The sequence below is a fragment of the Bradyrhizobium ferriligni genome, assembly GCF_056837965.1.
This window is the reverse complement of record NZ_JBXEJO010000074.1, coordinates 1-23,383: the sequence shown is the minus strand read 5'-3', so window position 1 is coordinate 23,383 and position 23,383 is coordinate 1. Positions and strand designations below refer to the sequence as shown.

Annotated in this window: 19 protein-coding genes; 8 read left to right on the top strand and 11 right to left on the bottom strand. The window is 65.0% G+C overall.

Annotation, left to right across the window (positions count from 1 at the left end):
* Nucleotides 1–45: 45 nt before the first annotated feature.
* From AC1VNY_RS33770 to AC1VNY_RS33760, 3 genes are all read right to left on the bottom strand, one after another.
* Nucleotides 46–1,458, bottom strand: a complete 1,413-nt coding sequence (locus tag AC1VNY_RS33770) for a sensor histidine kinase (RefSeq protein ID WP_482408416.1) — start codon at nt 1,456–1,458, stop codon at nt 46–48.
* A 129-nt stretch (nt 1,459–1,587) separates the two neighbouring features.
* Nucleotides 1,588–2,844 carry an MFS transporter gene (locus AC1VNY_RS33765; protein ID WP_028344653.1) on the bottom strand — a complete coding sequence of 419 codons (1,257 nt, stop codon included), beginning with the start codon at nt 2,842–2,844 and terminating at the stop codon, nt 1,588–1,590.
* A gap of 229 nt (nt 2,845–3,073) precedes the next feature.
* The gene (locus AC1VNY_RS33760; protein WP_482408415.1) at nt 3,074–3,736 is read right to left on the bottom strand and encodes a hypothetical protein; all 663 of its coding nucleotides are present in this window, start codon (nt 3,734–3,736) and stop codon (nt 3,074–3,076) included.
* 176 nt (nt 3,737–3,912) lie between these two features.
* Here AC1VNY_RS33760 and AC1VNY_RS33755 point away from each other — a divergent pair, with 176 nt between their 5' ends.
* The 3 genes from AC1VNY_RS33755 (at nt 3,913) to AC1VNY_RS33745 (ending at nt 7,396) form a co-directional block, all read left to right on the top strand.
* The gene (locus AC1VNY_RS33755; protein WP_162832415.1) at nt 3,913–4,080 is read left to right on the top strand and encodes a hypothetical protein; all 168 of its coding nucleotides are present in this window, start codon (nt 3,913–3,915) and stop codon (nt 4,078–4,080) included.
* A 598-nt stretch (nt 4,081–4,678) separates the two neighbouring features.
* The gene (locus AC1VNY_RS33750) at nt 4,679–5,875 is read left to right on the top strand and encodes an acetyl-CoA C-acyltransferase (RefSeq protein ID WP_482408414.1); all 1,197 of its coding nucleotides are present in this window, start codon (nt 4,679–4,681) and stop codon (nt 5,873–5,875) included.
* 216 nt (nt 5,876–6,091) lie between these two features.
* The gene (locus AC1VNY_RS33745; RefSeq protein ID WP_482408413.1) at nt 6,092–7,396 is read left to right on the top strand and encodes an MFS transporter; all 1,305 of its coding nucleotides are present in this window, start codon (nt 6,092–6,094) and stop codon (nt 7,394–7,396) included.
* A 27-nt stretch (nt 7,397–7,423) separates the two neighbouring features.
* Here AC1VNY_RS33745 and AC1VNY_RS33740 read toward each other — a convergent pair whose 3' ends face one another.
* The 3 genes from AC1VNY_RS33740 to AC1VNY_RS33730 form a co-directional block, all read right to left on the bottom strand.
* A complete protein-coding gene (locus AC1VNY_RS33740) occupies nt 7,424–8,740 on the bottom strand; it encodes a carbohydrate porin (RefSeq protein ID WP_482408437.1) in 1,317 nt (438 codons plus the stop codon).
* A 48-nt stretch (nt 8,741–8,788) separates the two neighbouring features.
* The gene (locus AC1VNY_RS33735; RefSeq protein ID WP_482408412.1) at nt 8,789–9,808 is read right to left on the bottom strand and encodes a transporter; all 1,020 of its coding nucleotides are present in this window, start codon (nt 9,806–9,808) and stop codon (nt 8,789–8,791) included.
* Nucleotides 9,809–9,937: 129 nt separating this feature from the next.
* A complete protein-coding gene (locus AC1VNY_RS33730) occupies nt 9,938–10,723 on the bottom strand; it encodes an acetoacetate decarboxylase (protein WP_018271149.1) in 786 nt (261 codons plus the stop codon).
* Nucleotides 10,724–10,965: 242 nt separating this feature from the next.
* Here AC1VNY_RS33730 and AC1VNY_RS33725 point away from each other — a divergent pair, with 242 nt between their 5' ends.
* Nucleotides 10,966–12,129 carry a patatin-like phospholipase family protein gene (locus tag AC1VNY_RS33725; protein ID WP_482408411.1) on the top strand — a complete coding sequence of 388 codons (1,164 nt, stop codon included), beginning with the start codon at nt 10,966–10,968 and terminating at the stop codon, nt 12,127–12,129.
* 109 nt (nt 12,130–12,238) lie between these two features.
* Here the strand turns inward: AC1VNY_RS33725 and AC1VNY_RS33720 are convergent, their stop codons facing one another.
* Nucleotides 12,239–13,798 (bottom strand): acyl-CoA carboxylase subunit beta, encoded by a 1,560-nt coding sequence (locus AC1VNY_RS33720; protein WP_482408410.1) that lies wholly within the window; start codon nt 13,796–13,798, stop codon nt 12,239–12,241.
* Nucleotides 13,728–14,702, bottom strand: a complete 975-nt coding sequence (locus AC1VNY_RS33715; protein WP_304555786.1) for an IclR family transcriptional regulator — start codon at nt 14,700–14,702, stop codon at nt 13,728–13,730. Before AC1VNY_RS33715 ends, AC1VNY_RS33720 begins: the two co-directional genes overlap by 71 nt.
* Before the next feature lie 129 nt (nt 14,703–14,831).
* Between AC1VNY_RS33715 and AC1VNY_RS33710 the strand changes: the two genes are divergently transcribed.
* The 4 genes from AC1VNY_RS33710 (at nt 14,832) to glsA (ending at nt 20,461) form a co-directional block, all read left to right on the top strand.
* On the top strand, nt 14,832–15,053 hold the full coding sequence (locus AC1VNY_RS33710; protein WP_016847177.1) for an acyl-CoA carboxylase biotin carboxyl carrier protein subunit: 222 nt from the start codon (nt 14,832–14,834) through the stop codon (nt 15,051–15,053).
* Between the two features lie 154 nt (nt 15,054–15,207).
* Nucleotides 15,208–16,371: a TAXI family TRAP transporter solute-binding subunit gene (locus tag AC1VNY_RS33705; RefSeq protein WP_482408409.1), complete on the top strand. Its 1,164-nt coding sequence runs from the start codon at nt 15,208–15,210 to the stop codon at nt 16,369–16,371.
* A gap of 144 nt (nt 16,372–16,515) precedes the next feature.
* Nucleotides 16,516–18,579 carry a TRAP transporter permease gene (locus AC1VNY_RS33700; RefSeq protein WP_461191170.1) on the top strand — a complete coding sequence of 688 codons (2,064 nt, stop codon included), beginning with the start codon at nt 16,516–16,518 and terminating at the stop codon, nt 18,577–18,579.
* Between the two features lie 22 nt (nt 18,580–18,601).
* Nucleotides 18,602–20,461 (top strand): glutaminase A, encoded by a 1,860-nt coding sequence (glsA, locus tag AC1VNY_RS33695; RefSeq protein WP_482408408.1) that lies wholly within the window; start codon nt 18,602–18,604, stop codon nt 20,459–20,461.
* Between the two features lie 197 nt (nt 20,462–20,658).
* Here glsA and AC1VNY_RS33690 read toward each other — a convergent pair whose 3' ends face one another.
* The 3 genes from AC1VNY_RS33690 to AC1VNY_RS33680 form a co-directional block, all read right to left on the bottom strand.
* Nucleotides 20,659–21,186: a carboxymuconolactone decarboxylase family protein gene (locus AC1VNY_RS33690; RefSeq protein ID WP_482408407.1), complete on the bottom strand. Its 528-nt coding sequence runs from the start codon at nt 21,184–21,186 to the stop codon at nt 20,659–20,661.
* A gap of 580 nt (nt 21,187–21,766) precedes the next feature.
* The gene (locus AC1VNY_RS33685; protein ID WP_482408406.1) at nt 21,767–22,126 is read right to left on the bottom strand and encodes a Zn-ribbon domain-containing OB-fold protein; all 360 of its coding nucleotides are present in this window, start codon (nt 22,124–22,126) and stop codon (nt 21,767–21,769) included.
* On the bottom strand, nt 22,123–23,259 hold the full coding sequence (locus AC1VNY_RS33680; protein WP_482408405.1) for a thiolase family protein: 1,137 nt from the start codon (nt 23,257–23,259) through the stop codon (nt 22,123–22,125). Before AC1VNY_RS33680 ends, AC1VNY_RS33685 begins: the two co-directional genes overlap by 4 nt.
* Nucleotides 23,260–23,383 lie beyond the last annotated feature (124 nt).

Below are 23,383 nucleotides of genomic sequence, written 5' to 3'. Positions count from 1 at the left end.
CCGGATTACGCTTCGTTTCATCCGGGCTACGCTAGCTACCCGCGCTCAGCTCGAGACGGGGATCTCGATCAGGACCAGCGTGCCGCGGCCCGGCTCGCTCTCCAGCGCGATCCGGCCGCTGAGCGACGACACCACGGTATTGAAGGCGATGTGCAAACCGAGCCCGATATTGCCCCGCTCCCGCCCGGTGGTGAAGAACGGATCGAACACCCGTGCCTGCAAATCCTCGCGGATGCCGACGCCTTGGTCGGCGCAGGCGATCCGGGCGAGCGCCTGATCCGGCTGCGTCACCGTCATGGTGAAGCGTCCGCCGCCGCCATCGGGATAGGCGTGCGCCGCCGCGTTGAACGCCAGATTGCTGATCACCTGCGCCAGCGCGCCGGGATAGCTGTTGAGGATGATGCCTTGCGGGCACGTGACTTCGACGACCAACCCCTGACGGGACAACAGCGGCCCGAGCTTTGAGATCAGATCAGAGAGCCATCCGCCGAGTTCGAACGTGTGACGCTCCTCGTCGGCCTGATGAATGGCGACCTGCTTGAAGCTGTGCACCATCTCGGATGCACGATGCAGGTTTTCCGAGGTCAGTCGAAGGCCGTTCTCGATCCGTGCAATGCCCCGCGTCAGGTCGGAGCGGCGGACGGCGGTGCCGTTGAGCGCCTCGCTCATCGCGCGAAGGTCTGCCTCCATGGTGGTTGACGTGGTCAGCGCGAGGCCAAGCGGCGTGCTGACCTCGTGTGCGACACCGGCGACGAGCTGCCCGAGCGAGGCCAGCTTCTCGGCCTGCACGAGGTGCGATTGCGTCGCGTGCAGATCGCGCAACGAGGCTTCGGAGCGCTCCTTCTCCTGCTTCAGCGCCTGCGCCGTTCGAAATTGCTGGCGCGCGCGGAACTCGCGGGCGGCGACGGCGTAAAGCGACAACGCATAGGCGTTGATGACGAGGGAATGATTGATGAAGCGCAAGCCCGGCGGCAGCGCGGGCCCGAGCGATTCAGCGATGCACAGGGCAATCCATGTCGTGAGACAGAACACCGCCAGCGGCCCGATCCGCAGCGGCAGCATGGTCGAGACGAACAGGATCACCATCATCACGCCGGGTGCCGCATAGGTAAATCCCGAGGGCAGCACGAGGTAGACGCTCGGCAGCACGCAGCCCGGAACGACGCAATAGACCAGGAAGATCGTCTCGGCCCACAGCTTCATCGCCGGCACCGAGAGCAAGGCGGTCAGCGGCAGCAGGACCAGCACGGCGACCCCGCCGCGGATCGCCAGCGTGGTCGCCACCACGTCGGGATAGAGCACCCAATCCCAGAACGCATATCCGGCATAGGTGAAAGCGCCGAGCAGCATCGCGACCTGGGTCCAGCCGATATTGCCCCTCACGTACTGGTCGACAAATCGGCGCTCCTCGACGATGTCGTCGAAGCGCAGTCCAAGGCGGGTCAAAAGACGGAGCATTACGGTACTAAAGTATGAAAGGTCTTGGTGCTGGAATGGGAGCGTGGAAAATGATCTACGACAGCTTGCCTGCGCTGTCGCGTCCTTTTGGCGCATCGGCGACCGCGGCGCGGCATCGCGCCGCGCCCCTCACCGCGCGTTCGCCGGGGCGTGGGTCGGCCAGAGGTCGGCGCGCCAGTGCAGCGCGATCGCCAGCATGGCGATGAAGCCGGCGGCGGCGAGCAGCGTGCCGGTCGCGGTGTAGCCGATCAGGTCGATCAGGCTGCCGGCGGCGAGCAGCCCGAGCGGCAGGCCGTAGATCACCATCATGCGCACGCCCATGACGCGACCGCGCAGATGCGCGCTGGCATTGCGCATCAGCATCACGGCGGCCGAGATCATCGACATGCTCTGCGCGATGCCGGCGAGCAGCAGGCAGGCCATCGCGACCGGCATGGTCCGGAGCTCGACGAACACCAGGAGCATGGCGTACCAGGCGAGCGTCGCGCCGATCAGAAGCCGCGCGATGCGTACCCCGCCGGCCATGCTGAGCGTGATCGAGCCGATCAGCGAGCCCACCGCAAAGCTTGCCGAGAGATAGCCGAGCCCGGTCTGGTCGGTATGGAAGATGTCGCGCGCGACATAGGGCAGGAGACCGTTGGTGAGCGGGAACGCGGTGAGGTTGGCGAGGAACGCGACGCAGAGCGCGGCGCGCATGCCCGGGCCGCTCCAGGCATAGACGATGCCCTCCTTGAGGTCGCGCAGCAGCTTTGAGCCCGGCGCGTCGGCCGCGAGATCGGTCGTGCCATGCGACTTCGGGCGGCTCATGCAGAGCATCAGGATGGCGGCGACGAAATAGAAGCCAGCGATCCCGACATAGACATAGCCGATGCCGAGCGCCGCGAACAATCCGGCCCCGGTCAGGGCTCCTGCGATACGCGCCGAGTCCTGCGTGGTGCGCGCCAGGCTGATGGCGCCGACCAGCTGCTCCGGCGGCATGATGTCGGCGAGCAGCGCGCCGCGCACGCCGAGATCCGACGGGCGGATCACGCCCATGATCGCGACGATGATCATGACGTTCAGCGGGGCGAGATGCCCGGTCAGCGCCAGCGTCATGATGGTGCCGGCGAGCGCCGTATAGGCAAAGCGCATCACGGCAAGGAGATCGCGATGCCCCATGCGGTCGCCGATCATACCGACGACCGGCGCGACCAGCGTGCCGACATATTGCAGCGACGCCAGCACGGTCAGCAGCAGCACCGAGCCGGTCTCGACCATGATGTACCAGCCGAGCACCAGCGTCTCGACCTCGAACGCCCAGGAAGTGAGCAGATCGGACGGCCATTGAAAGCGATAGCTGCGGATGCGAAATGGCGCGAGCGCGGAGGTCCGCGTGGTCCCGCTCAAGGCGCGATGACGCGTGTCACGGCGTGTCCTGCCCTTTTTCCTTGTTCTTCTGGGTCTTGGTTCTTGGTCGTGCTTGCGGCGCTTTGAATCTGTCTCGAGTCGCTTGGGAAAATGCCCTGCTCCGGCAGCGTAGCGCCGAGGCGATTGGTGTCAATCGAAGCCGCCGCATGCGGCCATGCGCGATGGTATCCGCAGCGACGGGATGGCGCAGCCTCGCGAGTCGCAGGCCCTACACCGGCGGCACGGCGCGCCGCAGCATGAAATGGGTGGGTATGAAAGCGAGCAGCGGCAGGCCGATCATCAGGCCGGCCAGCCATACCAGCGGCGGCACGAAGCCTTGCGCCGCCCTGTCGCTGGTGCCGAAGACGTAATTGATGTTGACCGGAGTCATGCCAGGGTCCGGCCGCGGTCCCGGCATCACAAAGTAGCAGATCAGCAGCAGCGCCCATGCCAGCACGCTCCAGGCGATCAGCGCGCGCTGGTCATAGCCGAGCCGCCAGACCAGGAACAGCAGCAGGAACGGCAGCCAGCCGTGGAAGCCCGACAGGAACCGCAGGAACAGCGACAGGTTCTGGTCGAACATGTAGTCGGTCATTCCGGTGAGCGAGTAGCCGGCGACATGGGCGAGAAAGTCGATGACCCAGAACGTCTGCGGCACCAGCAGCCCGACGGCGCACATCGAAATCAACAGCGCGCTCTCGGTCCAGACCCCGATCAAGGTGAGGATCAGGCAGACGTCGCAGAAGTACAGGAAGTTGGTCGGCCCGTAGCAATAGGTGTACACCGGCACCAGGACCGCCATGAAGGCGCTGAAGCCGATCTTGACGGAGAGCGGAATGCGGGCGGACGGCTGCTCGACGGCGATCACGGACATTGCGGCGGGACTTTCCATTGCACGATCCGCCAGCCCTAGCGCCTGATCGGTAAACAGACCCGTATCCCGCAACCTTGAATTGATCGGCGTTCGGAATTCGGTTAACGCCAACTCAGCTGTGCCGGTACAGTTTTAGCTGCCCGCGCGCGAGTCGATCGTGCTAGCATGCCTGTTCCGAAGCAGCGGAGGACGACATGAACGCCTTCGAAGTTTTCGCGATCTACCTGACGCCCTTCGTGATCATCGCGATCGCAATCCGGCTGCTGATGAAGCGCCATGCCGTCGACCTGCCGGACGTGCAGAAACAAGCGGGCTCCGCGCCGAAGCGACGATTTCTGCTCGGCGCCTGGCGGTCGGATTAGATCAGGTCGCAGACAAGCTCGGATGCGCCGCCGCCCGGCGAAATTCTCAATCATTGATTTGCCCGACGGCGCAAGTCCTCGCGAGAAGAGAAACTCGGCGTACGTTCGGGCGATTCATGCCGCGAGAATGCGGACGTGTGACTCACAAGAGGCGCCAAACACTCGGTGTCGTCCCTGCGAAAGCAGGGACCCATAACCACCGATGCTGATTGTTGCGCGATGTTGGAACGACGAGTCTCTTCAACGACCTCCGCAGCGGCGTATGGGTCCCTGCTTTCGCAAGGACGACACCGGTGGAGACTCGTGTGCTCTCATTCTCCCTGGTGTCATCATGAATCGAGGACCATCCTGATCGTCGTCCTGGCGAAAGCCAGGACCCATTGCCCCAAATCTCAATTGTTGCGCGGCGCTGCGGCCACGATGCGGTTCATCACTGAATGCGGTGGGTATGGATCCTGGCTTGATTGCGGAACGATTCCAGCCCCCAACTCATGCGAACACGACATTTTGTCATGAGAGCCGCAGTTGCATTTTTTGCATCGCATCATATGATGACAGTAATTCAATCAAAACCCCGACCTAAAAAGGGACTTTTGACATGGCAACCAGCACCGATCCCGTCGTCATCCTCTCCGCCGCCCGCACCCCGCTCGGCCGCTTCATGGGCGAGCTCTCGCCGCTGCCGGCGCACAAGCTCGGCTCGCATGTGATCGGGGCTGCGCTGGAGCGCGCAAAACTCGCGCCCGAGCGCATCGACGAGGTGTTCATGGGCAATGTGCTGCCCGCCGGCCAGGGCCAGGCCCCTGCCCGCCAGGCCGCGCGCGGCGCCAGACTGCCGGATGCCACCGGCGCCACCACCGTCAACAAGGTCTGCGGTTCCGGCATGAAGGCGACCATGCTCGCCCACGACATCATCAAGGCCGGCTCGGCCGAGATCGTGCTGTCCGGCGGCATGGAGAGCATGAGCAATGCGCCGTATCTGTTGCAGAAGGCGCGCGGCGGCTATCGCGCCGGCCACGATCGCATCATCGATCACATGATGATGGACGGGCTCGAGGACGCCTACGAGACCGGCCGCTCGATGGGCGATTTCGGCGAGGCGACCGCGGAGGCCTATCAGTTCACCCGCGCCGACCAGGACGCGTTCGCGATGGAGACGCTGAGCCGTGCCCGCAAGGCGGTCGAGGGCGGCGCCTTCAAGGCCGAGATCGCGCCGATCACGCTCGCCGAGAAGGCCGGCCCGCGCATCGTCGCCAATGACGAGCACCCGCTGAAGGTCGATCCGGCGAAAATCCCCGGCCTGAAGCCGGCGTTCCGAGCGGGCGGCACCATCACGCCGGCCGCCTCCTCCGCCAATGCCGACGGCGCCGCGGCGCTGATCCTCAGCCGGCGCTCGCTCGCCGATCGCGATGGACTGCCGGTTCTGGCCGAGATCAAGGGCCACGCCACCCACAGCCAGGAGCCGCAGTGGTTCACGACAGCGCCGATCCCGGCGATCAGAAAACTGCTCGACAAGGTCGGCTGGAGCGTCGGCGATGTCGACCTGTTCGAGATCAACGAGGCGTTTGCGGTGGTCGCGATGGCGGCGCAGCGCGACCTCGGCATTCCCAGGGACAGGCTGAACATCAACGGCGGCGCCTGCGCGCTCGGCCATCCGATCGGCGCCACCGGCGCGCGGCTGATCGTGACGCTGCTGCACGCGCTGGAGGCGCAGAACCTGAAGCGCGGCGTTGCCGCACTGTGCATCGGCGGCGGCGAAGCCACCGCGATCGCGGTGGAGCGGGTCGCGCGCTGATCCACTGCCTGCCCTCATGGTGAGGAGTGCGAAGCACGTCTCGAACCATGAGGCCCGGTTCCCGGCCTGCATCCTTCGAGACGCCCGCTCTGCGGGCTCCTCAGGATGAGGTTATACAGAGTCCTAAAACGAGGGAACTATGGCATTTTAGCCATGGCGCCCCCGTGCCATATTGCGCATCACGCAAGGCTTTCACCGCAATCGATCTGGAACACAATGATCTCGAACTGGCTTGCTTCCACCCTCGCCCGCCGCAACATCCATTACGGCTGGGTGATGGTCGCCGTGACTTTCCTGGCCGCGCTGATCTCGGCCGGCACCGTCGGCGCGCCCGGCGTGTTCATCGTGCCGCTGCAGAAGGAATTCGGCTGGTCCACCGCCGAGATTTCCTCGGCGCTGTCGATCCGCTTCATCCTGTTCGGGCTGATGGCGCCGTTCGCCGCCGCGCTGATGAACCGTTACGGCCTGCGCAACGTGACGCTGGCGGCGCAGCTGATCGTGGTCGCCGGACTATTGACCTCGCTCGCCATGACCCAGGTCTGGCAGCTCATCCTGCTGTGGGGTGTCGTGATCGGAATCGGCACCGGGATGACCGCGCTGGTGCTCGGCGCGACCATCGCGGCGCGGTGGTTCGTGGCGCGGCGCGGCCTCGTGGTCGGCATCCTCACCGCGAGCGTCGCGACGGGCCAACTGGCCTTCCTGCCGCTGCTCGCGACGCTGACCGAGCGCTACGGCTGGCGTGTCGCGCTCGGGCTGGTCTGCGTCATGCTCGGCGTCGCCGCCTTTGCCGTGCTGATGGTGATGCGCGACCGGCCGAGCGACGTCGGCCTGCGTCCGTTCGGCGACGAGGGCACGGCGCCGCTTGCCGCGCCGCCGCCGGCCAATGCGCCGATCGTGGCCGCCGCGCTGGGCACGCTGCGGGACTCCGCGAAGTCGTCGGTGTTCTGGATCCTGTTCGCGACCTTCTTCGTCTGCGGCGCCTCGACCAACGGCCTGGTCCAGGTTCATTTGATCCCGATGTGCCTCGACTACGGCATCCCGCAGGTGCAGGCGGCAAGCCTGCTCGCCGCGATGGGGATCTTCGATTTCTTCGGCACCATCGTCTCGGGCTGGCTGTCGGACCGCTACGACAACCGCTATCTGCTGTTCTGGTATTACGGCCTGCGCGGGCTGTCGCTGCTGTTCCTGCCGTTCTCCGACTTCACGTTCTACGGGCTGTCGCTGTTCGCGATGTTCTACGGCCTCGACTGGATCGCGACGGTGCCGCCGACGGTGCGCCTCACCGCGCAGCGCTTCGGCGCCGAGCGCGCCAATCTGGTGTTCGGATGGATCTTCGCCGGCCACCAGCTCGGCGCAGGCGCCGCCGCGTTCGGCGCCGGGCTGTCGCGCACGATCTATCAAAGCTACCTGCCGGCGTTCTTCATTGCCGGTGCGCTGTGCATCTTTGCCGCGCTGATCGCGCTGGCGATCGCGCGGCCGCAGCCGAAATCGGTGGCGGAGCCGAAGCCGGTCGCGGCCTGAGGCCGCTGCCTGCCCGACGGGCGTCGGTCAGTACGACAGGATGGTGCGCATCCCGAACACCACGCTGTCCTTGATCCGATGCGTTTGCGTCGGATCGTTGGGATCGACGGCGCCGCCGCCGGGATGGGCGATGTATTGAAACATCGGCTGCATGGTGAAATTCGGGTTCACCACGTGCTGGTAGGTGATCTCGAGGATCGCCTCGTAGTCGCGGATCGGATACGGCGTGCCCGTGAAGATCTGGGTGTCGCGGTCGAGCGCGCGCGCGGCGTCCGAAATCCTGGCATAGATCGCGGCGATGCCGAACCGATCGTCCGGATACGTCTCGCTGAAGCCGGTGAACAGGAAGCCGCCGTCGACATAGGTGCTGATCAGATTGCGGTCCGACGGGCTGACCGAAGCGCGCATGAAGAACGCGACGCCCTTGTCAGCGCCCGGCCTGGCGCGCGCGAGCAGCTGCTCGTAGACCATGAAGATGCCGTTGTCCCGCCGCAGCCATCGCGTGTCGCCGGAGCTGTCGGGATCGGCGAGCGACAGCCCGTCGGCCGAGAAGCGCTGGTCGGCGAACGAGCCCATGTGATACCAGGCGCCGCCGGTGAGGGTCGCCGGCAGCCGGCTCTCGCCAATCTCGAACTTGTATTTGAGCTGGCCGATCCACCATGGCGGATCGTTGACGCGAAAATTCAGCCCGTGGGCGTTCAAGATCTGCGGATCGTCCGTCCCCTGCGGCGGCGAAGCCGAACCGTCGAACAGTGCGAGATAGGCGGTGATGCGGTCGGACAGATTGGCCTTGAACCGGATGCCGGGCACGGCAAGAGGCGGCGACGGTCCGCCGGCCGGCAGAATGGTGCCGACAATGCCGGGCCAGCCCAGCGCCGAATTGATGAAGATGTCGTCGTACTGGCTGTCGATGAACTCGACGTCCGAGCCCTGCTGGCCGACGCGCACCGAAAGTTTGCCGCCGAGCAGCTTCTGCTCGATCCAGAATTCATAGAGCCGCGTCGCCGGCAGCGACTCGACGCCGGACACCAGGAACAGGTTGCCGACATAGCTCCGCGACAGCCCGTCGCCGTGGATCTGGTACATGTTGGCGTGGAAGGTCGCGCCGTTCCAGCCCATCGCCTTCTCGAGGTCGATGGTGGTGCCGAGATCGAGACGGCCGGTATAGGCCGCGCCGTTGCTGACGCCGCCGGAGGCGTTGGAAAACCCCTCACCGATATAGGTCAGGCTGAACTGGTAGCCGGCCTCCTCGAGCGCAGCACGCGTATCCGCGATCCGATCGGCCACGGCCTTGTCTTCCGCATGCGCCGGCGCGCCGAGCGCGAGGGCCGCGGCCACCAACATCGCGCGGGAAAGAACTCTGCACATCGGGAATGCCGCGGTGCGCTCGCGCTATTTGACGATGCCGAGCCGCCGCATCAGCAGATAGGCCAGCAGCGCCGACCCGGCCAACAGGCCTGCGGCCACCAGAAATCCGCTGTCGACATCGGTCAGCGGCAATCCCTTGGTGTTCATGCCGAAGATGCCGGTGACGAGCGTCGGCGGCAGCAGCATCATGGTGACGACGGACAATGCGTGGAGGTGCTTGTTGCTCTCCTCCTCGAGCTTGAAGCGCAGCTCCTCCTCCAGCAGGCGGCTGCGCTCGTGCAGTTCGACGATGTCGTGGTCGAGACCGTCGAGCCGCTGCGCGAGCTTGCCAGCCTGCAGCCGCAGCGCCGGGCTGAGATCGTCGGTGCTCTTCTGCTCGAGCCGGTGGAACAGCACGCGCAGGCCCGCGAGCTGGCGATGCAGGCGCACGCAGGTGCGGCGCATCCGGCTCAGATTCTTGCGCAGTTCGGATCCGGTATCCTCGGCGAGCACCCGCTCCTCGATCGCGTCGATATCGGTGCCGATCTTGTCCGCCATGCGGTCCATGGTGTCGGCGATCTCGTCGACGATCTTCTCCAGCAGCGCCGCGACGCTGCCGACGCGATGGCCGCCCTCGAGCACGCGGCGCGTCGCATCGGCAGAGCACAGCGCCTGATGGCGGCCGCTGATCAGGAGACGCTCGGTCATCGCGAAGCGGAGGAAGCCGGTCTCGCGGGTGGCGGCTTCGACATCCCGCACCAGGTCGGAAAACACGCCGTAGACGCAATTGTCGACGACGTGGATCTGCTGGAAATTGTCATTCGACAGCAAGAGGTCCCGCGCCAGTTGCGGGATGTGCATGTTGGCGAGCCACGCCCGGGTGCGGACGTCGGTCAGGTTGAAGTGCAGCCACAGCCTTCCGTCATGGCTCGGCTCGATCGGCGCATCGATCGGAAGCGCCTCGGCGCGGCCGTCGTGATGCAGGCGAAACGCCCAGACCAGACCGGGGACCGCCTCGCGGGTCAACAGCGACCCGACCGGAGCGGGAGGTGGATCAGCCAGCATGGCCGGCCTCCAAAGCAACCGCGCGAAATGACATGCCCAAACCCTCGCCCACGCGCAAAACCGAGCAAGCGCGTCCTTCGTCACAACATTGGAGGACGCGGCCGTTACAGTTTTATGTCAGCGCCAGCCCTACTCGGCGGCCAGGCCGGTCGGCGCGGCCGCTTCTGCCGCTTCCTTGTTGTAGTCGTGGACCACGCGACCGAACGGCAGCGTCAGATCGGCGAGGAAGTGATGCGCGCCGACGACACGCTTGACCGGGAAATCGGCGACCGGTGCATTGACATGCGGCACCAGGTGCAGCCGGCCCGGTCCGATCCAGGAGCCCTTGACGACGATGTCGGTCAGGTTGATCGCGACCAGCTGGCAGACCTCGAGATGGCCGTCGACGCCGGGGATCATCTTCAGATTAACTTGCGTCTTCGACAGCGTAGCGCGCGTGACGTCGCCATTGCCTGCCATGCTCTCGTGCTTGTAGCCCATCGTGCCCATCGCGACGAGCTGGCCGGCATATTCCAGCGTGCCGGTCAGCGTGTCCTTGACGATCTCGAGCTTGGGATGGGCGTACTTCTTCGGAAAGCCCCAGATCTCGCGGCCGGCCGCGATCGGCGGATCATCGTCGAGGTACATCTGACAGACGAAATTGACCTCTTCGCCATGCAGGCGCGCGGGGATCACGAGGCCGGACTCGGTGTAGCTGCCGAAGCCGGAGCTGTCGGGCATCTTGATCCATTCGTAATGGACGATCGCCTGCTCGATCGGCTCCAACGGCTCGGGCAGGCCGGCGCGGATCAACTCCGGATCGGTCTCATAGGTGATGACGAGGAACTCGCGATCGATGAAGCGATACGGACCGGCGGGATAGCTCGGGCCGGCGGCCGGCATCGACGGAAGCTTGAGCAGATCTTCCCTGCGCATCGCAATAACCCCCTGTTTGAAAAATTTGCCCGGAAGCTAACGACCGAGATTGACAGCGATGTGAGGGATTTCCGTCAGGTGCATGACCTGCGGTTGCGCTTGCGTGACCCGCGTCGCGCTGCCGAGGCCAATGCTAACCATGCAGGCAGGCATGCCGGATGCGCCGTGCGTGGGCGCCGCAATTGTCATCACCGCGTCATCGGCGCGCTGAATTCTCGCCGCGAATTTTTGGAGTGTCTGATATGGACGCGCGAACCCCGCATTTCGACGACATCGATCACGCGACGCCGGGCTGGCGCCCCGAGGGCTGCGATCGCGTGGCCCTGGTCCTGCAGGGCGGCGGCGCACTCGGCGCCTATCAGGCCGGCGTCTATCAGGCGCTGCATGAATCCAACATCGAGCCCGACTGGGTGTGCGGCGTCTCGATCGGCGCAATCAACTCGGCGATCATCGCCGGCAATCCGCCCGAAAAGCGGCTGGAGCGACTGCACACATTCTGGGATCGCATCACCAGCCGCAAGATCTGGCACTACACGCCGGACGGCGACGTCTTCCGCAAGGCGCGCAATCTCACCAGTTCATGGCTGACGACGACGCTCGGGCAGCCCGGCTTCTTCACCCCGCATCAGACCAATCCGTGGTTCAGCCTGGCCGGCGCGCGTACCGCCATCAGCTACTACGACACCACGCCGCTGCGCGAGTCCCTGCTCGAGCTGGTCGATTTCGACCGCATCAATTCCAAGACAATGCGCTTCGCGGTCGGCGCGGTGAACGTGCTGTCCGGCAACTTCATCTATTTCGACAATGCCCATGACGAGATCATTCCCGAGCACATCATGGCGAGCGGCGCGCTGCCGCCGGCGCTGCCGATGGTGAAGGTCGGCACCGATCATTTCTGGGACGGCGGCATCGTCTCCAACACGCCGCTGCAGCATCTGCTCGACCAGGAAGACAACATGAACTCGCTGGTGTTCCAGGTCGACCTGTTCTCGGCGCGCGGCGCGCTTCCGCGCGACATCCAGGACGTGATGGCCCGGCACAAGGACATCATGTATTCGTCGCGCACCCGCTACAACACCGACGTCTATCGCAAGACCTACAATCTGCGCACCGCCCTGCACAACGCGCTGGGAAAAATCCCCGACGATCAGCTCTCGGACGAGGAACGCCAGCTCAAGAAGGCAAACGCCCGGCTGCCGGGCATCACGCTATTGCAGCTGATCTATCAGCAGAAGGCCTATGAGGGCGACGCCAAGGACCACGAATTCTCTGGCACCTCGATGCGCGAGCACTGGGTGAGCGGGCACGAGGACACCAAGCGCTCGCTGAAGCGGCGCGAATGGATCAAGATGCCCGAGAACGGCATGGGCATCGTGATCCACGACGTGCATCGCGAAGCCGAGTAGACAAGGTCGTCATTGCCGGGCTTGCCCCGGCAATCCATCCCGCTTCGAATGACTCATTTGATGGATGCGCGGGTCAAGCCCGCGCATGACGCGTTGAGGTCGAGGAACCTTACGGCCGCGTCGACATGTTGCTCGGCGGCCCGGCCTTGCGGATCGGTTCAGCAAGGCGCGCGAACTCGCAGAGCAGCGAGCGCGTCTTGCGCGGGTCGATCACCTCCTCGACCCAAAACTTCTCGGCCGAGCGGAACGGCGAGCGCAGCTTGTTGAGGCGATCCTCGATCTCGCGCAGCTTGGCGGCGGGATCGGCGGCCGCATCGATCTCGGCCCGATAGGCCGCCTCGATGCCGCCCTCGAGCGGCAGCGAGCCCCAATAGGCCGACGGCCACGCATAGCGCATCGAGAAGCGGTTGGCCGGCTGATGCACCACGCCGGCGACGCCGAAGGCGTTGCGGATGATGATGGTACACCACGGCACCGTGCTCTGGTTAACCGCCGCCATCGCCCGCACGCCATGGCGGATGGTCGCCGTCTTCTCCGCCTCGAGCCCGATCATGAAGCCGGGGCAGTCCATCAGATAGACCACCGGCAGATGGAAGGTCTCGGCGAAGTCGACCCAGCGCACCACCTTCTGGCAGGCGTCCGCGGTCCACGAGCCGCCATAGTGGAAGGGATCGCTGGCGAGCAGCAGCACCGCCCTGCCCTCGATCCGCGCCAATCCGGTGATGATCGGGCGGCCGAAATTGCTGGCGACCTCGAAGAACGAGCCCTTGTCGACCACCGCATCGATGATCGGGCGCATCTTGTAGACCTGCTTGCGATTGCGCGGCACTGCCTTCAGCAGTGATTCCTCGGCACGCTCCGGATCGTCGGTGCAGGGAACGGTCGGCGGCAGGTCGTAGACCGACGACGGCAGATAGGACAGGAAGCGCCGCGCGTAGTCGAACGCCTCCTCTTCGGTCTCGACGGCCTGATCGATCGCGCCGGCGCGGGTCTGGATGTCGGCGCCGCCGAGCTCCTGCTTGGTCAGATCCTGCCCCAGGCGCTTCACCACCGGCGGGCCGGCGACGAACATCGCGGAGCTCTTGGTCATCACCGAGTAATGCGTGGCGGCGAGCCGCGCGGCACCAAGGCCCGCGACCGAGCCGAGCCCGAGACCGACCACCGGCACGCGCGCCAAATTGGCGGTCGTGTACCAGTACCAACGCGTACCGCCGACGCCGCCGGGAAGATTGGCCGCGCCCCTGGTCTCGATCGTCTTCACCGAGCCGCCGCCGCCCGAGCCCTCGATCACGCGAACGATCGGCAGGCGGAAGTCGTGCGCCATCTCCTCCGCCATCAACGGCTTGGCGGAAATCGATGCATCGGCCGAGCCGCCGCGCACGGTGAAGTCGTCGCCGACCACGACCACGGTGCGGCCGTCGACCCTGGCGCGGCCGAACACGCAGTTCGCCGGCGTCAGATGCTTGAGTTCGTTGCTTTCGTCGTATTCGGCGATGCCGGAGATGGCACCGACCTCGTGGAAGCTGCTCTGGTCGACGAGCTTGTCGATACGCTCACGAACCGTGAGCCGGCCCTGGTCGCGTTGCCGCTTGACCTTGTCAACGCCTCCCATCTCCCGCGCGAACGCTTCGCGGCGGGCGAGGTCGTCGAGTTCCGGCTTCCAGTTCATTCACTGCTCCCGTCTTGAGGATTTTGTTGTTGTTATGGGCGGTCACCGGAAGCGACTTGCGCTCGATCCGATTGCTGAAGATGTCGCCGTCGGCACCTTCGAGCAGGCTGCCGAGCGCGGCGGCGAGTTCGACCATTTGCGGCGCGACCTCGCGGTGCAGCCGCGCCTCGTCATACATCGCCGAGAGCAGGCCGATCGTGGTGACCACATAGGTCTGGTACTGCGGCGACCACAGCGGCACCGCGACGCCGTTGATGTGCGGGCTCCACAGGCCGCAGGCGACGACGTAGCCGTGCTCCTGCAAATGCCTGCGGTTGGCCTCGATGCGCGGCGTCAGCATCTTGGCGCTTTCGGGCAGCTCGCCTTCCATCTCCGCGATCAGCGCATCGCCGATCGCGGGATCGAGCGCAGCCGTATAGGCGTGGCCGGCGGCGGTGGTCGCCATCGAGATGCGGCTGCCGGTGGCCTCATGCAGGCCGAGCGCGTTGGCCGCGCGGGCGAACTCCAGATAGACCAGATGAAAGCGGTCGGGGATGACGAAGCCCACCGTGCCGGGCAACTGATCGGCGACATCCTGCAGGCGCAGCCGGATCAGATTGCGCAGCTGCAGCCCCTTCATCATCGTGGTGCTCATTGCGACCGCGCTCGGGCCGATGCGATATTTCTGGTCGCGCGGCAGATAGACCAGCTGTCCCATGCGCGTCAGCGTGTGCGTCAACCGCGACACCGTCGAACGCGGCAGTCCGCAGCGGTTCGAGATCTCGAGATTGCCGAGCCGGGCTTCGTGTCCCTCGAAGCATCGCAACACGTCAAAGGCGCGCGACACCACCTGGATGACATCGCCATCGCCTGTCTCGCTGGCGAGCATTCCCTGCCTGCTAAGCCGTTCCGAGCGCCTTCCCATCTGTTTGGCTCCATTCCGTCCTGCGGAATAAAATTCCACTTGCAGAAGAAGCTACCTCAGGCAATCTGCCGCCACAACAAAAAGCCGTTCGCCGGATGAAATTTCCGCAAGACGGTATCGGAGAGTGGAATGCCAGAGATCAAGGTTGTGACCGAAGTTGCCGGGCGCGTTTGCGCGCTTCCTGTCGAGACCGGCAGCAGCATCGGCAATGGCGACGAGATTGCGTTCGTCGAAGCGATGAAGATGGAAATACCGGTCACGTCGACGGCAGCAGGCAAAATCAAGTCGATTCTGGTCAAGATCGACGATGTCATCGCCGAAGGCCAGGCAGTCGCGATCGTCGAGACCTGAGATCCCGTCCTTGCCGTCCGGCCGCGACAATCTGTCCGGTGATGCAGCGGCCGAAATCGCCGGCTTGCGCCGGAGGTAGCGTTGCCATCGCCGGATCACGATGCAATCATCCCGCCCGGAAAAGTTTCGCACAGCGAAACAAAGGGAGGAAATTATGATCCATCGGCTGATGGCGCTCGCGCCTGCCGCTCTTGCCGGCATTTCGATCTTCGCTGCCCTGCCCGCCTCGGCCGAGGACATCAAGCTGCCGCCGACCATGGCGGTGACCGCCTACGACACCGGCACCGCCGGCTTCAACATCGCGGTCGGCGTCGGCAAGATGATGAAGGACAAATACGGCACCGACGTCCGCGTGCTGCCGGCCGGCAACGACGTCGCGCGGCTCGCGCCGTTGCGCGCCAAGCGCGCGATCTCGTCGGCGATGGGATCGGGCACCTATTTCGCGCAGGAAGGCGTGTTCGAGTTCGGCGCCAAGGAGTGGGGCCCGCAGCCGCTGCAGCTCATGCTGTCGTCGGTCGACTGCAATTGCGGCGCGCTCGGCGTGGCGGCCGATGCCGGCGTCAAGGAAATGAAGGACCTTCGCGGCAAGCGCGTCGGCTTCGTGGTCGGCTCGCCGGCGCTGAACCAGAACTCGCTCGCGATGCTTGCGTTCGGCGGCCTCACCCAGAAGGACGTCAAGATTGTCGAGTTCGCGAGCTACGGGGCGATGTGGAAAGGCCTGATCAACAACGACACCGATGCCGCGTTCGGCACCACGATCACCGGCCCGGCCAAGGAAGCCGAGACCTCGCCGCGCGGCCTGATGTGGCCGCCGCTGCCCGCCGACGACAAGGAAGGCTGGGCACGGGTGAAAAAGGTCGGCTCGTTCTTCTTCCCGCAAACCGCAACATGCGGCGCCGGCATCTCGCCGGACAAGCCGATCCAGCTCGGCAATTACCCCTATCCGATCTTCGTCGCCTATGCCGCGCAGCCGGCCGACCAGATCTATGCGGTCACCAAGGCGATGATCGTCAACTACGACGCCTACAAGGATTCGGCGCCCGGCGCCGCCGGGCTCGGCGCCGACCGGCAGACCAAGAACTGGGTCGTCCCCGTGCATCCCGGTGCGGTGAAGGCGCTCAAGGAAGCCGGCCACTGGAGCGACGATCAGGAGGCGCACAACAACGCGCTTTACAAGCGCCAGGAGGTGCTGGCCGCCGCCTGGACGGATTACGGCAAGTCGAACCCGCCGTCGGACGACAAGGCCTTCCTCGATGGCTGGATGAAGGCACGCGCGGCCGCGCTTGCGAAAGCCAATATGCCCAACGGCTTTGAGTGAGGCCCGCCAACGCGCGATGAGATCGGGTTAATCGTGATCGCGCTTCAGCTCGTTTGAGCATGATGTTCCCGGAAAACCGCTTCGCACTTTTGCGGATCATGCTCTAGGCTACGGGCAAAAACGGACAACATTGGGGGATGCGTAATGCCCGAGAACGCCGCGGCTGCGCCTGCGAAAAGAATCGAGTTTGAAGATCCGCATGCCGGTCTCGACAATCTGCAGGAGGCCGAGGTCACGCGCGTGCGCACCCTGCGCGGCGTGTGGCGCTGGGCGCTGGTGGTCGCAACCGCAGCAACCATCCTGCTCTGCATCAACCAGCAATTCTCGCTGCGCTTCTTCATCGACTATACCCAGCTCAACACTGAGTACTTCTATCTGTTGATCGCGCTGATGCTGCCCTTCACGTTCCTGATCTTCCCCGGATCGGAGCGCGCGCCGCTGAACCGCATTCCCTGGTATGATCTCGCGCTTGCCGTCGCGACCTTCGCCGCCTCGATCTGGCTGATGCTGAACGTGCGCAAGGCGGCGCAATATGGCTGGGAGTCCGACGGCGCCCCGCGGAACGTCATCATCGCCGGCCTCGTGATGTGGGTGATGCTGATGGAGGCGCTGCGCCGGACCGGCGGCTGGAGCCTCCTGCTCAGCGTGCTCCCCTTCACCGTCTATCCGCTGTTCGCCGAGGCCAGCTGGCTCGGCCCGTTCCGCGGCTCGCAGCTGACGCTCGACCAGACCACGGCCTACCACGTGCTGTCGGGCGAGAGCCTGCTCGGCATTCCGATCCAGGCCTTCGCCGACACCGTGATCGGCTTTTTGGTGTTCGGCACCGCACTGATGATGACCGGCGCCGGAAAATTCTTCATCAACCTCGCCTTCGCGCTGTGCGGCACGTTCCGCGGCGGCGCCGCCAAGGTCTGCATCTTCGCCTCCGGCCTGCTCGGCATGATGTCGGGCTCGATCGTCTCCAACGTGCTGACCGCCGGCACCATGACGATCCCGGTCATGAAGAAGAGCGGCTTCCGCGCCTCCTATGCCGGCGCGATCGAGGCCTGCGCCTCCACCGGCGCCGTGCTGGCGCCGCCGGTGATGGGCGCCACCGCGTTCGTGATCGCGCAGTTCCTCAATATCAGCTACGCGGAGGTCGCGGTGGCCGCGATCATCCCTGCGGCGCTCTACTATGTCGGCCTGTTCATGCAGGTGGACTCCTACGCCGCGCGCCACGGGCTGAAAGGCATTCCGCGCGCCGAGCTGCCGCGGGTGATGGATACGATCAAGAACGGCTGGTACTACGTCTTCGTGATCGCGCTATTGATCGTGATGCTGCTCTATTTCAAGCGCGAAAGCCACGCGCCGTTCTACGCCACCGCGCTGCTGCTGGTGCTCAACCAGATCTTCTCCAAGGAGACCCGCTGGACGCTCGGGACGATCGGAAAATTCCTCGAGGTCAACGGCCGCACTTTCGTCGAGCTGGTCGGCATCCTCGCCGGTTGCGGTCTCCTGATCGGGGCGTTCTCGATGACCGGCGTGGTCTCGAGCCTTGCCAACGATCTGTTGACGCTTGCCGGCGACAACGCGTTCCTGCTGCTCGCGATGTGCGCCTTCACCAGCCTGATCCTCGGCCTCGGGCTGACCACCACCGCTTGCTACATCTTCCTCGCCATCCTGGTCGCGCCCGCGCTGGAGAAGCTCGGGCTGAACCGGATGGCGGTGCACATGTTCATCTTCTATTGGGGCATGCTGTCGTCGATCACGCCGCCGGTCGCGATCGCCTCCTTCGCCGCGGCCGGCATTGCCGGCTCGCCCGCGATGAAGACCGGTTGGGAATCGATGTGGGTCGGCAGCATCATCTATTTCATCCCATTCTTCTTCGTGCTGAACCCGGCGCTGGTGATGCAGGGGCCGAGCCCCTATCTCGCCGGCCTCGGCCTGATGGCGCTCGCGGCATGCGGCACGCTGTTCATCTGCGGCGGCATCCAGGGCTACCAGGCCTTCGTCGGCGATCTCCGCGGCGCCGGTGCCCTGGAATGGCCGCTCCGGGTGCTGCTGGTGATCGGCGGCTTCGTGCTCGCGACGCCCGGCGGCGGCATCAACCCGCTGTCGCAGCTGCAGGTGTCGCTGCTCGGGCTCGCGATCCTCGCCCCGACTGTGCTGGTCGCCTTGCTGCTGGTCCGCCGTCAGGCGCTGGTTCCGAACCAGTTGCGCGCGCCCTGATTGCGATGCACAACAGGAGGCGATGAAACGATCGCCTCCTCCCGTCACCGCCACCACCACGGCCTGGTCCAGCTCGAAGCCGCCGCTGCTGCGGTTTCTGCACACGTGTTACGCAGACTTCCTGCCGGAGGCCGCCGGCGCGGTTGCCGACTACATCCCCGAGCTCGGCAAGGCCGACCCTGCCCATTTTGGCATCAGCCTGGCGACGCTCGACGGCCACGTCTACGAGGTCGGCGACACCAGGGTGCCGTTCACCATCCAGTCGATGTCAAAGCCGTTCGTGTTCGCGCTGGCGCTGGATACGCTGGGCGCCGAGCGGGTGGAAAGCGTGATCGGCGTCGAGCCGTCCGGCGACCCCTTCAATTCGATCCGGCTCAATGCCGAGAACCATCCCTTCAATGCGATGGTCAATGCCGGCGCGATCGCCTGCTCCGGCCTGCTCCACGCCGACAAGGGCGACGGCGCGTTCGACTTTATCCGCCATGCGCTCGGCCGCTTCGCCGGCCGTGAGCTTGATGTCGACGAGGCGGTCTACGCCTCCGAGAGCGCCACCGGCGACCGCAACCGGGCGATCGGTTATCTCCTGCGCACCAACAGCGTGATCACCGAGAACGTGCCTGCGGTGCTCGACGTCTATTTCCGGCAATGCTCCATCCTGGTCACCGCGCGCGACACCGCCGTGATGGCGGCGACGCTCGCCAATCGCGGCATCAACCCGCTGACCGAGGAGCAGGTGGTGACGCCTTATGCCATCGCGCGCACGCTGTCGGTGATGACCTCGTCGGGCATGTACGACTACGCCGGCGAATGGATCTACCGCGTCGGCATCCCCGCCAAGAGCGGCGTCGGCGGCGGCATTCTGGCCGCGCTGCCGGCGCGGCTCGGGCTCGGCAGCTATTCGCCAAAACTCGACAAGCACGGCAACAGCGTGCGCGGCATCAAGGTGTGCGAGACGCTGTCGGCGCATTACGACCTGCATATGCTGAACCGCAGCGACGACGCGCGCCACAGCATCATCGCCGACTACAATATCGGCAAGAACCCGTCGCGGCGGGTGCGCCGGCCGCAGGAGCAGGAGATCCTGGCAAGGCATTTCCAGGAAGTTCGCGTGATCGAACTGGTCGGCACCCTGTCGCTCTCCAACGTCGACTATGTCTCGCGCCGCCTCGCCGGCCGCCCGCGGCCGGAATTCGTGATTTTCGATTTGCGCCGCGTCACCGCGACGACCCGTGCGGGAGCGAGGCTGGTGGCCGAGGCCTTCCAGGAACTGGCCGAGCTCGGCGTCACCGTGATCCTTTCCGGCATCAAGCGGACCTCGCGCGAATGGGCGACGATCAGCGAGTGGACCAGGCGGCTCGGCAATATCAGGGATTTCTACCTGCTCGACACTGCGATCGAGTGGGCCGAGGACCAGATCGTCTACCGCTACGGCGGCTCGATCGACTTCCTCGAGACGACAGAACTTTCCGAGCAGCCGCTGCTCGCCGGATTGAGCGAACAGGAGATCGCCGACCTCACCCCGCTCTGCACGGTCAGGACCTACCAGCCCAATGAGAAGATCATCGCCGCGGACAGTGAGGCGACCTCACTGTACTTCCTGCGCAGCGGCGTGGTCCACGTCACCCTGCCCGACGGCATCCGGCTCGCGACGCTGACCGCCGGCATGGCGTTCGGCGAGATGGCGCTGTTGGAGCCGAAGCGGATCGCGGACGTGGTCGCCGACATGTCGGCGACCACCTACGAAGTGACGATCGAGGATTTCGAGCGCTTCCGCGAGCAACATCCGCGCGCCGGCGAGCGGATCATGCGCAACCTCGCGCAAATCCTCGCCGAACGGCTGATCCTGGCGAATGCCAAGGTCGATCTGCTGACGTCGGGGTAGGTCTTGTCGTCGGAGGTTGTGAGCTCGTCTCGCTCTCGCAACCCGTCATGCCCGGGCTTGACCCGGGCATCCACGTCTTGGTCTCCCATTGACGAAAGACGTGGATGGCCGGGTCAAGCCCGGCCATGACGTATGGTAAGCCCTAGTCCAGCAAGGCTGGCAACAATGCAAGTGGAGACAGGCTCGAATGCTCGCGCCTAGCTCACCACTTCCGTCACCGGCTGCATGTCGATCTCGAAGGTCTCGAGAAATTTCGACGTCATGATGTAGAATCCGACCGAGAGCTGCAACTCGATCAGCGCGGCCGGCGTCAGCTTCGCCGCGATCGTCTTGAAGGTCGTGTCGGTCGGCTTCTTCAGCTTGACGATCTCGTCGGTGAAGGCGAGCGCCGCGCGCTGCACCTCGTTGAAGCAGGTTGCGGACTGCCAGTCCTCGAGCGCAGCGTTCTGCTCGTCGGTGACGCCGACATTCTTGCCGATGCGCTTGTGCGCGACGATCTCGTAGGGTGCCTCGCAGAGAATGCCGGTGCGCGTGATCGCAAGCTCGCGGACGACGGGATCGAGTTCGCCCTTGTGGCGGATCGCGCCGCCGAGCCGGCAGTACTGTTCAAAGTAGCTTGGCGAATGCGCCATCATGCGAAAGATGTTGGCGTTGCGGTTCTTGTCGAGGATCTCGCGGGTACGCGGGCTTGCCTTCGCGGGATCGGAGTAGTCGATACGGGCCATTTCCTAACCTTGATCTTGCTGTCGTTTCTGTCGGGTTCCGAAACACTAGAGCCTTTTCCGTTCCGATGAAATCGGAACGGGGCTCTAGATCCTTGTTTTGACGCGTTTTCTTCACGCGAACCGGTATCCACTTCGCTCGAAAACGCTCTGTACGGGCTGCTGTCGCAGGAGCAACACGCGCGAGTCAAATTGCCGCCGCATTCCCAGACAACCTTGTCACAGTCGATATTCGCTGAGTGGGGACTCGTCAAAAGCGGATGCTCGACGCGGGGTGTTCCGAGTAAAAAATCTGGCCGTCTTGCGCGCAATTCGCGCAACGATGAGTCACGCCCAAGTCTAGGGGAAACGCATGAAGGAAGCCACCAAGAGGGCGGCCTCGGAAGCGCTTGCGCAAATGCTGGCGGTGACGGCGATGCTCGTCATCGCCAGCTTCATCTTTTATTGGCACTGAGGCATGATCCGGAAAAGTGTGTAGCGGTTTTCCGAAAGATCATGCCCAAACAGGTTATCCGCAAACTATGAGGGGCAAGAGCGAACCAGTTCAGCTTGGTCTTGCGTTCTGACTGGATCGTTCAGCCCCTCATTTTGCCTTTGCGAAATATGGAACCAGCCGTCCCGCGAATTGCGTGAAGCGCGCCGCGACCTTGTCGCCGATGGCGAGGTCGTTGTCGCCATGGGCCATCATGCGAAAGCCCTCGTCGGCATCGACAAGCACGATGTTGTACGGCACATGCGCCCGCGTCTCCGGCGTCGCGGCGCGGCAGACCAGCGAGGTCGCATACACCACCCCCGCCCCGCTCGCGCGATGCTCGACAAGATCGGGCGAACCGCAGGCGGCGCAAAAGCTGCGGCGGAAATATTGCCGCGCGCCGCAGGCGTTGCAGCTCTGGTAGACGATGGCTTCAGTGCCCTGGGTCCAGTCCGCGATCGGTCCGCTCATCGCACGCGCTCCAGGAACATGCTGACATGCGACGACAGCACCCCGCCGTCGCCGTGCAGCAGCGCCACCGAGGCGTCGCGCACCTGACGGTTCTCGGCACGGCCGGTCATCTGCAGATGGGTTTCGACCAGATGCGCCATCGCGCCGCCGACGCCGCAATGGCCGTAACTGAGCAGGCCGCCATGGGTGTTGAGCGGCATCTCGCCATCCTGATTGAAATAGCCGGCGCGCACCCGCGCCGCCGCCTCGCCGCGTCCGGCAAGGCCGAGATCCTCCAGCAGCATCGCGAGCGTGATCGTGAAGCTGTCATAGACCGCGGCGTAGCGCACGTCCGAGATCGCGATACCCGATACGTCTTTCGCCTTCGCGATCGAAATCTCGGCGCCGAGCTCGCTGAGCGCGGGCGCGGCGGTGATATGCTGATGGGTATGCGCCTGGGCACAGCCGCGGACGCGGACCCGCCGCTCGCCGGTCGGCTCGCGGCTGATCACGCACGCCGCGCCGCCGTCCGACACCGGGCAGCAATCGAGCAGCTTGAGCGGCATCGCCACCGGCTTGGAGGCCATCACGTCGGCAACCGTGATCGGGTCGCGGAATTGCGCGCCGGGATGCGTCAGCGCGTGCTTGCGCATCAGCACCGCGAATTCGGCGAGATCTTCCTGCGTGAGGCCGTATTCATGCATGTAGCGGGTCGCGACCAGGCCGTAATAGGCCGGGATCGTCGGCCCCAGCGTCACCTCGTAGTCGGGATGCCCGACCTGGGCCAGCGCCTGGATCGAGGCGTCGCGGCTCTGCCCGGTCAGCCGGTTCTCGCCGCCGACCACCAGCACGTGCTTTGCGACGCCGGCGTCGACGAGGTGATGCGCCAGCATGGTCATCGCAAGCCCGGTGGCGCCGCCGACCTGCACGGCGTGCGCGTAAGACGGGCGAATGCCGAAGTGCTCGGCGAAGACCGTGGCCAGCATGATGTGCGGCGAGACCGTGGAGTAGCCGCACAGGATGCCGTCGATGTCGGAGCGCGTCAGCCCGGCATCCGAGATCGCAAGCTCGGCCGCCCTGCTCATCAGGTCGAGCGAGGACAGGCCCTCATGCTTGCCATAGGACGTGAGGCCGACGCCGGTGACGAAGCTCATCTGTTCACCTCCCCTTGCAAAGGGGAGGTCGGCTTGCGCAAGCAAGCCGGGTGGGGATCTGTCTCCACACCACCCGCTCTCGCCTGTGGCTGTCTCTTATACCCATCTGACGCTGCCGACGAAC

Coding starts and splice junctions, on each gene's coding strand:
- AC1VNY_RS33770 (WP_482408416.1), bottom strand. CDS start 1,458: ATGCTCCGTCTTTTGACCCGCCTTGGACTGCGCTTCGACGACATCGTC.
- AC1VNY_RS33760 (WP_482408415.1), bottom strand. CDS start 3,736: ATGGAAAGTCCCGCCGCAATGTCCGTGATCGCCGTCGAGCAGCCGTCC.
- AC1VNY_RS33755 (WP_162832415.1), top strand. CDS start 3,913: ATGAACGCCTTCGAAGTTTTCGCGATCTACCTGACGCCCTTCGTGATC.
- AC1VNY_RS33750 (WP_482408414.1), top strand. CDS start 4,679: ATGGCAACCAGCACCGATCCCGTCGTCATCCTCTCCGCCGCCCGCACC.
- AC1VNY_RS33745 (WP_482408413.1), top strand. CDS start 6,092: ATGATCTCGAACTGGCTTGCTTCCACCCTCGCCCGCCGCAACATCCAT.
- AC1VNY_RS33740 (WP_482408437.1), bottom strand. CDS start 8,740: ATGTTGGTGGCCGCGGCCCTCGCGCTCGGCGCGCCGGCGCATGCGGAA.
- AC1VNY_RS33735 (WP_482408412.1), bottom strand. CDS start 9,808: ATGCTGGCTGATCCACCTCCCGCTCCGGTCGGGTCGCTGTTGACCCGC.
- AC1VNY_RS33730 (WP_018271149.1), bottom strand. CDS start 10,723: ATGCGCAGGGAAGATCTGCTCAAGCTTCCGTCGATGCCGGCCGCCGGC.
- AC1VNY_RS33725 (WP_482408411.1), top strand. CDS start 10,966: ATGGACGCGCGAACCCCGCATTTCGACGACATCGATCACGCGACGCCG.
- AC1VNY_RS33720 (WP_482408410.1), bottom strand. CDS start 13,798: ATGAACTGGAAGCCGGAACTCGACGACCTCGCCCGCCGCGAAGCGTTC.
- AC1VNY_RS33715 (WP_304555786.1), bottom strand. CDS start 14,702: ATGGGAAGGCGCTCGGAACGGCTTAGCAGGCAGGGAATGCTCGCCAGC.
- AC1VNY_RS33710 (WP_016847177.1), top strand. CDS start 14,832: ATGCCAGAGATCAAGGTTGTGACCGAAGTTGCCGGGCGCGTTTGCGCG.
- AC1VNY_RS33705 (WP_482408409.1), top strand. CDS start 15,208: ATGATCCATCGGCTGATGGCGCTCGCGCCTGCCGCTCTTGCCGGCATT.
- AC1VNY_RS33700 (WP_461191170.1), top strand. CDS start 16,516: ATGCCCGAGAACGCCGCGGCTGCGCCTGCGAAAAGAATCGAGTTTGAA.
- glsA (WP_482408408.1), top strand. CDS start 18,602: ATGAAACGATCGCCTCCTCCCGTCACCGCCACCACCACGGCCTGGTCC.
- AC1VNY_RS33690 (WP_482408407.1), bottom strand. CDS start 21,186: ATGGCCCGTATCGACTACTCCGATCCCGCGAAGGCAAGCCCGCGTACC.
- AC1VNY_RS33685 (WP_482408406.1), bottom strand. CDS start 22,126: ATGAGCGGACCGATCGCGGACTGGACCCAGGGCACTGAAGCCATCGTC.
- AC1VNY_RS33680 (WP_482408405.1), bottom strand. CDS start 23,259: ATGAGCTTCGTCACCGGCGTCGGCCTCACGTCCTATGGCAAGCATGAG.